General features: G+C 59.2%; 15 protein-coding genes and 1 pseudogene. 4 read left to right on the forward strand and 12 right to left on the reverse strand.

The features are described 5' to 3' along the window. Positions 1–242: 242 nt before the first annotated feature. The 4 genes and pseudogenes from ICL81_RS05910 to ICL81_RS05925 form a co-directional block, all read right to left on the reverse strand. Positions 243–800, reverse strand: a complete 558-nt coding sequence (locus ICL81_RS05910) for an SAP domain-containing protein (protein WP_215394755.1) — start codon at positions 798–800, stop codon at positions 243–245. A gap of 73 nt (positions 801–873) precedes the next feature. Further along, positions 874–1023: pseudogene (locus ICL81_RS05915) on the reverse strand (zinc finger domain-containing protein); the annotation flags it as partial. Positions 1024–1069: 46 nt separating this feature from the next. Next, positions 1070–1390: a hypothetical protein gene (locus ICL81_RS05920; protein ID WP_188034000.1), complete on the reverse strand. Its 321-nt coding sequence runs from the start codon at positions 1388–1390 to the stop codon at positions 1070–1072. 112 nt (positions 1391–1502) lie between these two features. Continuing rightward, entirely contained in the window at positions 1503–1805 is a 303-nt protein-coding gene (locus ICL81_RS05925) for a hypothetical protein (protein WP_188034001.1), read from the reverse strand. Positions 1806–1910: 105 nt separating this feature from the next. On the opposite strand from ICL81_RS05925, the gene ICL81_RS12170 reads away from it, so the two are divergent. From ICL81_RS12170 to ICL81_RS05940, 3 genes are all read left to right on the forward strand, one after another. Next, positions 1911–2135, forward strand: a complete 225-nt coding sequence (locus ICL81_RS12170; RefSeq protein WP_188034002.1) for a helix-turn-helix transcriptional regulator — start codon at positions 1911–1913, stop codon at positions 2133–2135. A 6-nt stretch (positions 2136–2141) separates the two neighbouring features. Continuing rightward, positions 2142–2288, forward strand: coding sequence for a hypothetical protein (locus ICL81_RS05935; protein ID WP_188034003.1), 147 nt, complete (start codon positions 2142–2144; stop codon positions 2286–2288). A gap of 301 nt (positions 2289–2589) precedes the next feature. Further along, positions 2590–5961, forward strand: coding sequence for an SIR2 family protein (locus tag ICL81_RS05940; protein WP_188034004.1), 3372 nt, complete (start codon positions 2590–2592; stop codon positions 5959–5961). A 16-nt stretch (positions 5962–5977) separates the two neighbouring features. Here ICL81_RS05940 and ICL81_RS05945 read toward each other — a convergent pair whose 3' ends face one another. Beyond that, positions 5978–7228: a hypothetical protein gene (locus ICL81_RS05945; RefSeq protein ID WP_188034005.1), complete on the reverse strand. Its 1251-nt coding sequence runs from the start codon at positions 7226–7228 to the stop codon at positions 5978–5980. Between the two features lie 345 nt (positions 7229–7573). On the opposite strand from ICL81_RS05945, the gene ICL81_RS05950 reads away from it, so the two are divergent. Continuing rightward, positions 7574–8464, forward strand: a complete 891-nt coding sequence (locus tag ICL81_RS05950; protein ID WP_188034006.1) for a hypothetical protein — start codon at positions 7574–7576, stop codon at positions 8462–8464. A gap of 330 nt (positions 8465–8794) precedes the next feature. Here ICL81_RS05950 and ICL81_RS05955 read toward each other — a convergent pair whose 3' ends face one another. From ICL81_RS05955 to coaD, 7 genes are all read right to left on the reverse strand, one after another. After that, on the reverse strand, positions 8795–10798 hold the full coding sequence (locus ICL81_RS05955) for a DUF262 domain-containing protein (protein WP_188034007.1): 2004 nt from the start codon (positions 10796–10798) through the stop codon (positions 8795–8797). A gap of 1023 nt (positions 10799–11821) precedes the next feature. Beyond that, positions 11822–12064, reverse strand: a complete 243-nt coding sequence (locus ICL81_RS05960; RefSeq protein WP_215394757.1) for a helix-turn-helix domain-containing protein — start codon at positions 12062–12064, stop codon at positions 11822–11824. A gap of 554 nt (positions 12065–12618) precedes the next feature. Beyond that, the gene (locus tag ICL81_RS05965) at positions 12619–13641 is read right to left on the reverse strand and encodes an Fpg/Nei family DNA glycosylase (RefSeq protein ID WP_188034008.1); all 1023 of its coding nucleotides are present in this window, start codon (positions 13639–13641) and stop codon (positions 12619–12621) included. Then, entirely contained in the window at positions 13642–14421 is a 780-nt protein-coding gene (gene rnc, locus ICL81_RS05970) for a ribonuclease III (protein ID WP_353055436.1), read from the reverse strand. Positions 14422–14428: 7 nt separating this feature from the next. Next, positions 14429–14632 carry a 50S ribosomal protein L32 gene (gene rpmF / locus ICL81_RS05975; protein WP_188034009.1) on the reverse strand — a complete coding sequence of 68 codons (204 nt, stop codon included), beginning with the start codon at positions 14630–14632 and terminating at the stop codon, positions 14429–14431. 15 nt (positions 14633–14647) lie between these two features. Further along, positions 14648–15217 (reverse strand): DUF177 domain-containing protein, encoded by a 570-nt coding sequence (locus ICL81_RS05980; RefSeq protein ID WP_188034010.1) that lies wholly within the window; start codon positions 15215–15217, stop codon positions 14648–14650. Continuing rightward, on the reverse strand, positions 15217–15711 hold the full coding sequence (coaD, locus tag ICL81_RS05985; protein ID WP_188034011.1) for a pantetheine-phosphate adenylyltransferase: 495 nt from the start codon (positions 15709–15711) through the stop codon (positions 15217–15219). Before coaD ends, ICL81_RS05980 begins: the two co-directional genes overlap by 1 nt. Positions 15712–15720: the final 9 nt, after the last annotated feature.

Raw genomic sequence — 15720 nt, forward strand, 5'->3', positions numbered from 1 at the left:
TTCGCTCGGCGCCCCGCGTGCGTCTTCACGTCCTTCGGAAACATGAATTCCGTCGAAGACACCTTCTTCAACTGGAATATCGACGCCACGTTTGCGCGCATCAGGCCGCTGTACGTCGCGAGCGGGATCGGATTCGCAGTCGGCGTGGACTCGGTAATTGCAGGCCTACTGATTTTTCGCAAAAGGCGGGCAAGTACCTCTAGCACTTCAACGGACACGTTGAACAGGCCAACTGAGGGGATCTACACCTTTCCGCGCTGATCTCTCGGTCGGGAGCGGTACTCTTGCCACGCTCTAAGAAGTTCTGATCGCGCGCCTGCGGGATTCGCCTCATGCCACGCTCGGGTAAAGCGGTTGTACTCGAACTGCGAGTCAATGGGCCTCGCCCCTTGACCGCGCGTCGCAATGTAGTGCTCGAGCGCATTTCCTAGGGTCTGCGTGCCATCCACCCCGGCGAAAAAGGCACGCATCTCACCGTCGAACCCGAAGGACGGACCCACCTGGTCAACGAACCATGCCCTGACGATCTGGCTGCACCGCTGCCCTACGGGGATTACCGTTGCGGCCGTAAGTGGCCCTGCAAGCTGCTGCCCAGCATTTCGAGGTGCCCGCTGCGGCTCCACGAATGCGTTACCGTCGAGCTTCGCAGCTATGCGCTGCGCGAGTAGCTCCTTCCCGCCCGTTGCGCGAATGCCCAAACGCCTAGCGAAGTCGGAGAGCTCGTCTTTAAGCCAGTACCAACGCAGCAGTTCGAAACCCGTCAGGCTGTCCGTCAGATCAGGGCGCTTCTCTTCAGTCACGCGACAACACTCTACCGGCGCAACGTCGATGCCCGACTGTCGTGTGACACGTCGAAGGAAGGCATCGCGCCAGTCAGATACTCGGTGCAGCGACTCGACGCTGACGCCTCGGGCAGTAGTGCGACGAACGCCCACCAAACGGCACGCGCTTGATTGGGTCACCACAGCGCGGGCACGCCTCTCCCCCGCGGCCATACGCGTTCAACGAATGTGCGAAGTACCCTCCACTACAGCAGTAATAGACGTTCACCCTGCTCAATTTGTCCAAGTCAGCGGCGGGTACCTGAATTGAGAAGCACCGCGAGGCGAGCTTTTTGGTCTTCGGTGAACGGAGGTGCTGCTGACCTGAGCGCCGCGACGTAGCGGTCCTGTTCTTCCGTAGAGAAGACAGCATCCAATTCTTCTACCTTGATCAGGTGTTTCCTTACGTGACGGCCGTCGCGCCCAGCCACGACGATCAGCTCGGACTGCAGCGCTCCCTTCTTGATGAGGTTGTAGATCGTGTTGCGACTGCACTCGTGCCGCTCGGCGGCCGCACGAATGTCGAGTCGGCTCTCACAGCCACCAGATCCCCTTTCCGTTTGATTCATGGGCTTCTTCCTAAGCCTCAGATCGCTCGAGCGCTGTCCAAGCAAGCTGAAAGCCAAGAGTCCTGTCCAACCAATATGAATGTAGGTAGGAATCGAAAGGTTCGGTGCGCCTCTACCATCGCTGTCCCCCACGCCAGAGTGCGTGCCGAATGCGATAGATCTGCGTCTCGGTAAGCGGCGTCACGGCAGCTCGAATCGCGGCAACATGCTCTTCGAGGCGTCGGCGTTGATCGATCGCGTCGAGATCCTGAACACGGATCATGTGCTTGAGCACGTAGCGGCCATCTCGTCCGAGCGCGCGAACCTTTTCCGACGGAAGCTGCCCCGTCCGGATCAGGAGATAGATGGCTTGGGTGGGCCGCCCCAGCCTCTCTGCGGCGGAGGGAATATCCATCCGCTCGTCCGCTTGTTCCATTGACTCCACCCTTCTCAACACCGTTGTCGAGAACTTGGCGTCGCCACGCACAAGTGTGACTCATAGTCCGTGGATTATGAGTCACACTCGCTTCATCGTTGAAGGATGCCTACCCCTGCGCATCGAGTTGCCTTCGGCGATCAACTGCGCAGAATGAGCCAGGAGCACGGCTGGGCATCGCAAGAAGCCTTTGCACATCACGCGGGACTCGACAGGACTTACATCAGCTCGATCGAGCGCGGCCGCCGGAACCCGACGCTGGACGTAATCGTGAAGCTGGCGCACGCGTTAGAGGGCCGGCCGGCGGACCTGCTTGCGACTGTTGAGTAGCGAGTAGTGCCCAGCATTCCTGAGATCGAGGACCTCGTACACCGTGTGCGTGCAGCGGTCCACACAATCGACTCGGAACCGAGCCGCAACTTCAAGACGCTCTTCCCGGGGATGTGGTGCGAATACGCATCCATCGTCATCTCTAGACCCTAGAGCGGGATGGTTCGACCTCATGGAATTTCGTCTATGCGGGCCTCTTCGCCCCCAAGCGGGCGTGCATAGATCGTGTTACAAGATGAGGATGGAGGGCCTATAGCTAGGCTTGAGGAGTTCGAACCCTACTTGGGTCAGCAAGTCGCAGGAGAGGGTGTACATGTGGATCACTGGGGACGTTGAAATCCCGCAGCCTGTCCTGGACGCGCACGCAAATGGCGACTTGGTCCTTTTTGTTGGAGCCGGGGCGTCCATGGGTGAACCTTCGAAACTACCGTCCTTCAAACGCCTGGCGGAAATCATGGCAGAGAAGGCTGGGGAGACTTTTTCCGACGATGGTGGACTCGACTTCTTCCTCGGGTCTTTGCCCGCGGGTTTCGATACTCACCGCCATGTTCGTGACGAAATCGCAGGTGGATCAGCGAAATACAACCCGATCCACACGGCCATCGTGCAACTCGCTGCGACAAGTGGGATGTTTCGGATCGTCACAACAAACTTTGATTTGCATCTCGAAAGTGCTGCTACAGACGCCGGCGTCAGCCCGGATGATATCTGGCACAGTCCCGCGCTACCCATCGGTTCAGACTATGAAGGGCTCGTGTACTTGCACGGGTCCGTCCGTCGCCCACCGGAGGAGCTCATTGTCACGGACCGTGACTTCGGCCGGGCCTACATCACAGAGGCCTGGGCCACGCGATTCCTGTTGCCGATGTTCGATAAGCGCACGGTGGTTTTCGTCGGATACAGTCACGAGGACACCATCATGCGGTACCTCGCGCTCGGGCTTCCGTCCAACACCCGCCGATATGCGTTCACCAATGACGGAAGCGATCCGAAGTGGAAGCACCTTGAAATCACTCCCCTCACTTACACGCTTCGCGGAGAATACGACCACGGCAACCTCGAAGACGCTCTGACCACGTGGGCCAAGCGCGCCACGATGGGAGCGCTCGAGCACGATGCTCGAGTCCGGGAGATCATCGAGGGCGAGTCGACGACCCTCCCTCTACCCGAGCGCGACTACCTGATCTCGCAGATCGAGACCGAGGAAGGGGCCCGTCGCTTTGCCGCGAGTGTAACCGAGCACCGCTGGTTGCGTTGGCTCGAAGATACAGATGTCTTCAAGAGTCTCTTCCACGGCGGATCGGCCTCGACTCCGGGCAGCATCCTTGCCCAGTGGTACGCAACATTCATCGAGAATCCCGAGACGAGCGATCTCGCACTCCACACGGTGCAGCGCCTCGGACGACGATTCTCTGACAGTCTCCTCCTCTCCGTAGCGCTCGCGACCGAAGCGCTCTTCCGAGTCGATCCAACCAGGGCCGCACGATGGCGCGTGCTCTTGATGACCTCCATCGAAGGACATACAGCCCCAGGAGATCCGGGGCCCGCGCTTCGCTTCGGGCGCGGGGGGATTTCGAACACTCGTGCTGTCGTCCGGTCCCTGCTGCGCCCCTACCTGGCGCTGAAACGGGGCTGGCTACAGAATGACGAAAGGAATTCTCCGCCGAGCGCCGACCTCGAATGGACGGTCAAACCGCGGGATCTACACAAGATCGTGACCGAGCACGCGATAGCCGTAACCCTTGATGACGCTCGAACCCTCAGCTTCTTCGAAGAGGCGCTCCACAGCGCATACGACCTTATCGCGGCATACAACGGAGCCACAGAACACGCCAGCTTCCGTTTCAGCAGAAGCAGAATCGAGGAGCAGCCCCCGCGTCAGATCAATCACATCGACTCCGTGATCGACGGGCTTCGGCTTGTCGGGGAGCGTCTTATCCATGACATGCCCGGTCTGCCTGATCGGTGGTGGCTATTCGAGCGCGTCCTGTTCCGCAGGCTGGCGCTTCATCTCATCGCAGAGGACCCTCACCGCTCCGCAGACGACAAGATTGCTTGGCTGACGGCCCGACAAACTGTTTTCCTCAGCGGCGTAAAGCACGAGGTTTTCCGAATCCTCGCCGAAAATATCGCGGTAGCAGGCGCTGTGCAGCGTGCGGCAGTGCTCGACGAAGTGCGTCGCGGACCACAGTTTCCCACGGGTGTCGAGGACGTCGAGCGGCACATCGCCTACAGCAAGTTCAATGTTTTGATCTGGCTCACGCGTGCAGCACCGGAATGGGCGGAGGCGGCAGCCGAAATCGCGGCGATCCGTGCCGAGTATTCCTACTTTGCCGAGCGCGATGAGCCCGACCAGGACTTCACGACAAGCACTGGAACGTGGGGCGGAGTGCTCCCCATGGAACCCGAGGATTTCATTGGGATGGTCGAAAAAGACGGGGCCGATGTCGCACTGACCTCGGTGTTGGCTCGGGACTACTCCGAGCGCAACTTCAATGAGCCCACCTGGGACGACGCTCTCAATCTGTTCAGTCGTGTGGCGCGTGAAGACGCAGCGTCCGGTCTTCAGATCCTGGAGCAATTGCAATCGCTCGACGAGGAAAAGCAAGGGCAGATTCGGAACGAGCTTGTTTCCGGCTGGGCCGAAGCAGTTATGGACGAGGCGATGAGAGTGAGCGTCATGAATGCACTCTCCCACGACTCGATACTCGCTGGCTCTCGACGGGCAGTGGCGCAGTTCTTACTCGGCCAGATCCGTCAGATCGTCGATTCTGGCGCATCGACATCCGCGGACCGCCTGCGTACACTTGCACGGGATCTGCTCGCGAAGAACGAAGACGACGAGGTCGAGCTCCCCGTCGGATACGACGGGCCGATGCTCGCTTTGAACTCCTGGCCAGGTGAGCTCACCATGTATTGGCTGACCGAGATCGACCGGCGATGGCGCAGTGATCGCGACGGTTGGGTTGGCCTGAACGGCGACGAAAGCACCGCGCTTATTACACTGCTCACGCGCGCAAATCTGTCGGCAGCGACCGCCCCTGCTATCGCCGGCCAGCTCTTCTTTCTTTTCGCCGCTGACGAAGTTTTCACCACAGACAACGTCATCCCACTGTTCACCGATTCGACCGCGATGGTCGGAGTCTGGAAGGCATACCTCTACGGTGCGCGCGTCAACGACCGGATGCTGAGGAACGGCATGTTCGCCGCGCTGTTGGGTATGTGGGAACGGCTGTCCGACCTCGATGACGAGTCTCTGGTTCGGCGATTTCTTTCCCTGGCTGCTTCTATCGCCGCGTACGCAGGAATCTCAAAATTGGAGCGCAGACAACTGTGCATTAAGAGCGTCACCGCTGAGAACGGCGCTCATGCATCTAGCTTTGCCGAGGAGGTCGGCCGAGACTTGACGTCGGGTGTGGAGGACGGAGAAGCAGCTTGGGACACCTGGCTACGAGCACATCTGGAAGACCGCTTGAACGGCGTGCCTCGAGAACCCGAGGCTGCGGAATTGGCTGCATGGGCTGATGTAGTTCCGTTGCTCGGGTCACGCGTGCCAGAGGGAATTGCAGCGTTTCACGGCCGCGCACCGGGATTAGACGCGGACAACTCCGCCGTCGACATTCCCGGCGACGCTCTCAGCGCTCACGGGCCGGCGCTCGTTGAGTTCTTAGCGGAGCGGGTGACAAACAGTGAGTCGAACAACATGATGCTCGCCTACCGAATCAACGAAATAGTCGAGAGCGCCAGCGCGTCCCTCTCACCGGAAGAAGTCGTTCCGCTGGTGACTGCTGCGCATGAGAAGGGCTACCTGAATGCCGAAATCTAGCGTTCGGCCGATTGCTCTAGAGTTCGGTTACAGCAGATTCGGGCTTTAGAAAGAGGGATGGCCCATACTGGGAGAGCACCCAATGCCCGGACTCCCACTCCGCAGCCGTGCTCCCGCTGTCATCAACTCGAACCCAGCGCAGATCGGTGCGATACATGGTGCCGCTCACAAGCAACTCGACGTCAGTGTGCGCAACTGCCGCAGCAACGTGACGTACGCGCAGGATTGCCCATTCTGATAGTTCAAGTGCCCCATACAGGTCTTTGGCGAGGACGGCGAGCTTGCCCACTGATGACCGGGCGCCTCCAAGTTCCATGAAGTGAGCTCCGACCGGCCCCCACCGTCGCTTCTCCCAACTCTCTAGAAATTCTCTAGAGGTCTGCACGACCTCGGACGCTGGCTCAGCCGCGGGGCCGGGCTCGTACTCGTAGGGCTGCCATTCTTCGATTCGAAACTTTTGGTCTTGGGTATCTTTCCATTGACGCAACGACTCGCGCAATGTGGGTGTCGGCTCCCCGGGTTTGGCTTTATGCTCTCGTGAGTCCGCCCAATCGGCGACGGCAAAGAGACGGTTCCACGCTTTGGTAGCGACGACCTCATTATCAAAATTAACCAGGGTGCCGTGTACGATGCCGTTGCGGAACAGCTCAGTCACTTCCGTGTCGTCGGTCTTGTAGAACCCTTTGAGGAAGGACTGGTGAGCGTGACTCAGGCCCAGGTGGTGGCCCGCTACGCTATCCCAGGCCACCATGTCCTCCGCAGGGCGGGTGTGGAGTCCTTGACGGACTGCCGTGTCGAGATCATTGACGAATCCGTCCATCACGGAAAGAACCACCAACACTGTGCTGTAGTAGCGGCCAGCCTCGTAGTCGGCGAGCGCTTTCTGGAGCAAGCCAATGCGCGGCCGCATCGCGTCGAAGCGTTGTAGGCGTCGGAGCAGGAGCGCGATCCGGCCGTCTTCCTTGTAGTAGCTGATAAGGCGCGCTTCGGCCGCATCAGAATCGTCGGCATCGATGACGTGCTCAATCGCAGGCAGATTCAAGTCGCCAGTGAATACCCAATTGCGCGTTCCAAGTAGCTCATAGAACGCGTCAACAATCCCAGTGATGCGTTTGTGCTCGCGCTCAAGCTCCTTGACTTGCTTCCGCTGCTCCTTAGGCAGCAGGACACCGAAGAGCTTGAACGCCGCGAGTTGCTTATCCAGCTCTTGGACCGAAGGAAGATCTCGAGCGGAACCGTACGGGCTCATCTTAGGAGCGACTGCCATGGTGATGATGATAGCGAATCACTATGCCCCTCCGGGACGCAACGCGATGGTGAGCTCAATCCACACACTCGTGTGCACCGGCCACTGGGTGACGATGTTATTGAGACTTCAGCATCGATCTATTTCAAATGGCGGTTTGGACGGTGAATACCCCCGCAATCTATGCAAAACGCAGACAACAAGGAGAGCTTAACGCTGGCGATAACGGTGAGGTTGAACCCACGGCACCCCTCACAGTGCGACGAGCGCATTTCTTACCGCTGAACAGGTGTTTGCTTATCAATCCAGGTTGACTTGGCTCAAAGCCATTGAATGGAGCACTACAACTGAACAGGCGGGGTTCTCATGACCTCAGTAACGCAGCGCATCGCGCAGTACAACAAAGAAGTGGGCCAGCGACGCTGCGGGCTGGTGAACCCGAAGCTGTTGACAGTGACGCAGTTCGACGACGGGCTCGGATCGCTTGATCACAGAGTCGAGAACCAGCACGCCGGCGCTATCGGCATGGTGGTCAACTATCTCAGCCGGTTAGCGGATATCCGCCTCGGCCCTGACGACAGTCCTTTGCAGCTGGCCAGCGAAGCCGTCTGCGGGTCGCTGTTCGGAACACGACGCCCTCGGGACTCGGGCACTCACGCATCCACGAAAGAAGAAGCCGCCCACGCAGCACTCAACCTGAACATACTGGAACATGAGGACGGTAGCGAGACCTTTGTCATGGATGACGATGCCGTTCGAATCGCATGCGAGTTGGCAGTCTGCGATCCCGCGATACACCTGGGCTCAGATTGCTCCACCTTGCGCGCGCCGGATGAAACGACGACATCTCACACCCTGACCATGGTCGAGAGATCACAGCATTTCTTCGAGGATTACGGGCCTGGTCTGGATGTTGGTTTCTTCTTCGTTGACGAGGACGACGAGGAAATGCGTGCAGACGGTGGGCGCGGCGGATACAATATCTTCTTCGGCGATGGAGACGGCGAGTTCTTGATCGAAGACACCCTGTGGAGTTTCGACGCCTCAGCCTCGAGACCGAACAAGGACCATTTGCTGCAGCTGCTCGTTCACCACTTGATGGGCAAGCAGTCAGGGCTCCCCCAGTTCACGACGCAGACTCACATCGGAGTCTTCAACCCGCGACTGAATACTATGTATCGGTTGACCGTCGATGAGATTCCCGACGATGTGATCGAGATTGTCCGGCGCGACATCATGGGCAACGCATTGTGGTGATAGGCAGTCGGGTTACTCCCCGACTGCGCGACGGGGCCTGATGCGCGTTTAGGTCGAACACTGTCACCTAAACGTACATCAGGCCCCACGGCTCTAAAGGTGCTCCACGCCTTGGACCTAGAAGACGCGGCCGTGACCGGCGGAGCACGTGCGCTCGTAGCCGATGCTCAGAACCACGTCACGGGGGCCTGTGCAAACCGGAGCCGGCTAAATCATCATTTACTCATCGAAGGGCAGGGCATCTGTAGCCGTACCCCGCGCGCAGCTGCGCCTCGCTGTAGCCGTAGTAGTTCGTGGATCACTGGGTGCCCCTTCGGCGCTCGGGACTGATTAGATCTCGAGGTCGAGAAGGCGGGTTCCGTCCCAGCTCCAGTTCGAGGCACCGTGGAAGTTGCTGGACTGGCTAATCTTAGCTCCGCTGCGCTCCTTGAGCACCTTAGTGAGCGGGCCAAGCGACCACTCAGCTCCTTCGAAAAGCACCTTGGAATCACTGACGACGTGAGCGGTAAGCATCGGGTTCGCGATGAACTCGATAGTCTCTCCGATGAGCTGATTCAGCGTCTCGCGTGAGGCAAACTGCGCGGAAGCTCGATCGTTCTGATTCCAGTTACTTGCCCTCTTGAAGCGAGCCGGAAGTTCGAGGATCTGTTGCAGTAGCAGATTGATGATGTAATCGCGTCGACGCCGGATCGCGGGTCCGTCCCACACTTCGCGGTCGAGGATGCGATTCTGAGTGACCTGCAGGCCAGACTGGCCTTCGTAGGTCTTCTTTTTCTCAGGGAATCCCTTGTTGCCGAGCTCCTGGTTGTGGCGGATCAGCGTGATGTTGCCAATGTTGTTCACTAGCTCCTGGTGAACTTCTTCAGCTTCGTCGCCGAGAGCTCGGGTCCAGTCCGCACTAAGCTTCTGCGGCATGATGTGCTCGAGCTGCAAATGTGTGTCATCCCACTGCGGGCGCGACTTAGTAAGTGACTCTTCTGCCATCGACAACAGTAGGCGCGGGTAGTTCCTCGAGCGGCCTAGGTTGTAGAAGTTCATGCCCCGAAGACGAGCACCCATCTCGTCGTCGTTCGGAACACGGAGCGCATACTCCTGAGAAGAGAGTTGGCTATACAGAGTGTCAGAGATGTCCTCTGAGTCGTAGAGCTCAGCAAGTCTAGAGCCGAGAACGGGATAGAACTTGTTCTCAGCTTGAGTCATGCCAAGCACGCGTCGGCGCAGCAGATAGGTGCGGAACCCGGTGAGCACGCTGATGACTTCGCCGTCGCTCAGCAGCTTCTCTTCCCAGGCTGCCAAGACTTCCGTCAGATACGAGTACGCAGGATTGACGCCGATCACGTTTAGGTCAGAGATGGCTTGATCGACACGATGCACACCAGTTTGTTCAAGACCGCAGATCACGGCGTAGGGGTGAGAGTACCGAACGAAGCTCTCGAAGAGCGCCTCGACACTTCGCCCACGCACGATCTCCTTGAAGGAGCCATACAGCTCTTTGTAGTTGCTCTCTCGTGCAACCTTGAAGCTCCGGTGCTGGTCTGCCTGCATCCAGTCGCGAATAAACTCGGACAGCTGACCGGGCAGACGCTTTTCGAGAGAAAGCCAATACCCGTTGTACAGTTCAGTCTGCTCCTGACTGCTCTTGCCCATGAGCAGATAGTTGCGGACGAGATCAGCAAGTGAGAGCGGCTTGCCGAGCGAGTTCATCGACTCGAAGATCTCTTGTGGGTTTTCCCATGGGTTGCGCTCTGGTTCGAGTTGGATCGAGATAATACTGAACTTAGAAAGCCCCATCGTCAGCAAATTCTTCTTACGCTCATCGCTCATCGACTCAAGCGCCTTACGGAAAAACTGGTAGTTGTGGTGAACGGCGGTATTCTTGTGTTTCGCATCGACCTCGCTGCGCAGCACAAGTCGCATATAGGCTTCCCAGTCGGTCTCAACCTGCTTCAACTTGATCTTGTACTCGACGTCCTCGTCTGCACGATCATTCTGAAGGTATCGTCGCTGGATCTCTGTCTGAAACTTTTCGTCCTCGATGCTATCGCGTAGAGCCATCAAGAGCAGCATCGTCGTGGTGATGCGTTGCTGGCCGTCAGTAAGGACATACTTGGCGGGAACTCCGAAGCCTGAGTCTTCGACTACGTAGACGATGCTGCCGAAGAAGTGCTCAGTCCGCACGTTCTTCAGGTTGGAGTCCGTGACCTTTTCGACATCCGCAAGCAGCACCTTGCAATTTTCCGTTGCCCACTCATAGTTACGTTGGTAGGGCGGGATGAAGAACGTGACGTCGTTGTTTGACAACGAGTCAAGCAGATACATCGGGCTGGCCTTCATACAGGAGTTCCTCTTCTTGTTGCTCGCGCACCAATGATCGGCGAGATTTGTGAGTACACGGGTGGGCCGGGCACAATGCTGCCATTCTCCCACCCGGAGCACGCCTTCTTAGCTTCCACGCCAGGAAGTACTCAGATTTCAACGTGGACAGGCAACGAAGAAGCTTGACGGCAACTAGAACCCAACGTCTAGGCTCAGTCGTGGAGTATCGCGAGGTCGGGGACCTGAACGGTGTACCCGTGCGGGTGTCTGCCAACGACGAGTACCGGACGTGCTCGGTGTACGGAGGTGACTGTAGGCCTGACCAGGCTTACAACTCCGACGAGCACGGCGCGAGGATCCGTTCGTGTGCCCTGAGCATGGCATCCAGAGCCCGGCGGGCACGTCTGAAGACCTGAGGTAGCTCTCCGAGCGTTTCGTCTGAGAAATGCTCGCGTTAAGATGGCGTCAGTCGCCCGAAGGGACGAGCGACTTCGCCAACGCCTCAAGATCTTCGAAATAAAAGATCCGGAGCGCCCGTCCGCTACCGAGCTCCAAAATGGAATAGCCGTCTTTGCCATTTAGATCGGACACGACCGACTGACAGGGACTGAGGGAGCGCGATCAATAGCTCTGTCATTGCAGGACTTCTTCGTCGAGCACCCCGTGGGCCGCGTGCGTCGAGGCGTAAAAGGGTCGCATGCTCGCCAACAAGCACGCACGTCGAATGAGCAGTCCCCGCGAGCAGGCCGAAGTACGATGGATTTGTTCGCATCATGATCAGCCCGTTGCCGCAAGGCGCGGGCTGATTTTTATTGAGACCACGCCAAAAGAAGGAGACCCCCATCGGCGCTTGCGGGGTTCTCATAGTTCTGTTTCTGAGCAGGGGCGGTGCACGCGTTGTGGCAGCTCGTGAACTACTCAATACCGCCAGAGTGCCAGGCGAAAAGCGTATCCACAGTCTCCCGCCCTCAACTGTCGCGATCACGACAGGTGCCAACCGAGCGGCGGAGAGCACGCCTACAACGTTTCATCCGAAGACGTCTAGGACGCTAGCTGCTCGGCAAGGAAAGCCTCGAGATCACACGGCCGGTAGAGAATGCAACCGCCAATCTTGGCATACCGAGGGCCAGTTCCTTCGCTGCGCCGCTTCTTGAGAGTCGAGTATCCGACACCGAGATAGCGGGCCGCGTCCGCTGGCGCGAGAGCACCGTATCCAGCGGGGCCGGTGGCCTTGCCGTTCCGAGTCTCGTCATCGCGAGTCGTCAGCGTCGGGGTGGTGGCCACTTTATCTCTTTGAAGGTTGGTGGTTTGCGAGCGGATACACGTTCTAGTCCGCTCTGCTTCACCGAGAGGCGCGGAGACCCCTCGGTATATGCCGCGGGTTACCCCAGTGCGGCCTGCCACTTCTCTTCTCAGAACAGCCCCTGGCCGAGCCTGCGCCGGATCGACTCACCTGCACCGATCACGCCAATCGATCACGTCCGCTGAGTGGTGCTCTCAAGAGTGAGAACCCAGTATGCGATCAAGGCAAAATAACCATAGCACACGCTCTGTCGGGCTCTCAGAGGCTAAGTTACGCTCGGGCTCCGACACCCGAATAGTGTAATGGGCATGAACACGACGAGCATCGCAGTAGCGAAGACCCCGGCCCGACAGCGGCGTCGGCTGCGCGCCGATCGCGGCGTGGTCTCCCCCAGCTACTTCGTGGCGACAGGCGCAAGACCCCATCCAGCGAACGTCACGCAGCCCGGGAAACCGGGTGCTCGGAGCTCACAGGGGACATGTGGAGCTACCTGAGGTTCAGGTTGGAATAGTGACTTGATCAGGGCAAAATACTACTAACGGGCCAAGCTTTGGCACCTCGGACAGAAATGGGAAGACCTACCAGCAAACGGAATTCGTTTGATCGCCGTGCCGCAGCGATTGCACGGCTCGCCGGTGCACCCATATGAATTCAGCGAGTGCGCAAAGTAACCAGCCTGGCCATTCACGTTGACGTACTGCTCGTCGAAACTCGTGCCGCCCTCGCTGAGCGCCTGACCGAGCACCTCGCGCACATGCCCGAGCAGCTCACGTACCTTGCGTAGGCCGACCGCGCGCCCGGGAGTTTCAGGGTGCAGGCGAGCACGCCACAGCGACTCATCAGCATAGATGTTGCCGATGCCGCTCGCGACGGCCTGGTCAAGCAGCAGTGCCTTCACACCGGTCCCGCGCGAACGCACACGCTCAACCCAGCGCGCATCGTCAAACGCCGGATCGAGCGGATCGCGCGCAATATGCGCCGCCTGCGCAGGAATCAGCGCGGGAGCGACCGGTGCGCCGCCAGCGCTCGCCTCACCAGCACCCCGCAACAGACCGTTGCCAACGAAGCCGCCGGGAGCGCCATCATCGGTCGGCACAAGCTCGTCGAGGGCGAGCGAGCCGAAGAGTCGCTGATCCGCGAAATCTAATCGCAGCTCGCCATGCTCGGGATGATCGATCCAGATGCGGATCCGCACGTGCCGATCATCAGCGGCCTCATGCGCCCGCAGCAGCATCTGCCCGCTCATCCCCAGATGCGCGAGAAGCGCGAGGCCTGACGCCCCGCGCTCACTCGCGACCGGTATCCACATGAACTTCCCGCGTCGCGCTGGCGCACCGAGCACGACACCGGTCAGCCGGCGCTCGAAGTCGGCGGCGCGGATCGCAGCAGCCTCCGACGTGAGTGTCACGCCGTGCCCACCGCGCCCGTCGTCGCCCACCATCGGCACATGCCGTTTCAGTGCGCGGCCGTCGAGCACCTCGACGCCGACGATGCGAGCGCCGTCCACCGCGGGCGCAAGCCCGGCCCGGACGACCTCAACCTCGGGAAGTTCAGGCACTTAGCGGCGCTTTCGCTTTGCCGCGCGTGCCTGAAGCTGTTCGACAGCATCACGCGCCGCAGCGAGTTCTGCCGTCTTCTTGCTCGTGCCCTCGCCACGGCCACGAATGCCGCCGAGGCTCACGCGCGCCACAAAGCGACGATCGTGATCGGGGCCAGCACCCATGGTTTCGTAGGTGGGGTGCGGTTCGCCACGCTTTGCGGCCTCCTGTTGGAGCAGCGTCTTCGGATCGAGCGCCTTGGTAAAGCGCTTCCGATCGGCAAACAGCGGCGCAACGAGGTCGAGCACGAACGTGTTGGCAATTGCAGGCGTCGTCGACAGGAAGACCGCACCAATCACGGCTTCAACCGTGTCGGCAAGGATTGAATCTTTGTCGCGGCCACCGCTCTTCGCCTCACCCTTGCCCAGGCGAAGGGATTCGCCAAGGTTCAGGCCGCGCGCAATCTCAGCGAGTGCAACCGTTGACACCAAAGCTGAACGTCGCTTCGCCAGCTCGCCCTCAGGCAGGGCTGGGTAGTCGTTGTACAGCTTTACTGTCACCGCTTGCCCGAGGATCGAGTCCCCCAGGAATTCGAGTCGCTCGTTGTGCGGAGCATGATCATGCTCAAACGCCCACGAACGATGAGTCAGTGCAAGTTCTAGAAGCCCGGGGTCTACGTCAACGTTGAAGGGACGGAGAAAGCCGCCGAACTCACTCTGAGAGGAGTCCGACGGCTTTACACCTTCTGCGTGAGACGCAGTCTTCGCGTTCCCCGGGATCGAATGTTCTTTCCCGTTCACGTGAGACTTAGGCGTCTGCGACCTTGCGGCCCTTGTACTCGAGGAACAGAGCGTTGCCCTGTGCGTCCTCAACTACGCGTGCGCGGTGGGGCAGGCTGTACACGGTACGGCCATTCTCAACGGTCTTTACCAGCTTGGGCGCAACAGCCTTCCACGCCGAACGGCGGTGGCGGGTGTTAGAGCGCGACATCTTCCGCTTGGGAACAGCCATGATGTTCTCTTTTCCTTAGTCAGATTCAGGTAAACCCGAACCATTTGATTCTGCAGCTTCGACGGGCTCAGTCACGGTTTCAGTGAAACCGGCCAGAGCTGCCCAGCGCGGATCTACGATCCCGCCATGCGATCCTTCATCCTCTACGTCACGCAACTCACCAGACTCGGGATCGAGTCCCGGGCAGTCGGGGCGACACATAGGTTGAAACGGCAGTGCAAGCACAACCGCGTCTCGAAGCGTCGGTTCGAGATCTACATGATCTCCTTGAACCAAGCTTTCTTCGGCCTCACTGGGAGTATACGCGAAAAGTTCCTGGATTTCGACATGAAACGGCGTGGCGAATGTCTCAAGGCAGCGTCCGCACTCAGCGTCCATCGTCGTGTTTACGTCGGCAGTAACGAGGACACCCTCGTGAACCGACTCGAGCTTGAGGTCGATCTCAATCTCGCTGCCCTCACGAACCTGGGCGAGCGCCTCGCCAAAAGTTTCGGGTGCGACGACCGTGATTTCGCGCTCGCGCATCTCACCGGGGCGACCCATCAGGTCGCGTACCTCAATGAGGTAGGGGTTTTTCTGAGCCATTATGCAAGCCTTGCCTTTTCAAGGAACCGCGATACGGGTGCGGGAACGTAGCCACTGACGTCGCCGCCAAGCTCAGCTACCTGACGCACCAGCGTGCTCGATACGTGTGCGTGCCCGGGATCGGGAAGCATGAAGATCGTCTCTACGCCCGCGAGGCTGCGGTTCATCAGCACCATCGGGGTTTCGTATGCGACGTCAATCTGCGAACGGATGCCCTTGACGAGCACAGACGCGCCCACCTCGGTGCAGTAATCAACGAGCAGCCCTACCGACCATGAAGCAACAATGATGTTGTCAGGCATGCCAGGCGTTTCATTGAGTGACTTCTTGATGAGGTTCACGCGCTCAGCGATCGGCAGCATTGCTGCCTTGCTGGGATTGTGCACGACGAGAACGTGCACCTCGTCAAACAGCTCCGCACTTCGGCGGATCACGTCAAGGTGACCGAGAGTGATCGGATCGAACGATCCGGGTACCACTGCAATCTTCTTCATACCTAAGAG

Source organism: Leucobacter sp. cx-328, assembly GCF_014530035.1.
GTDB lineage: Bacteria > Actinomycetota > Actinomycetes > Actinomycetales > Microbacteriaceae > Leucobacter.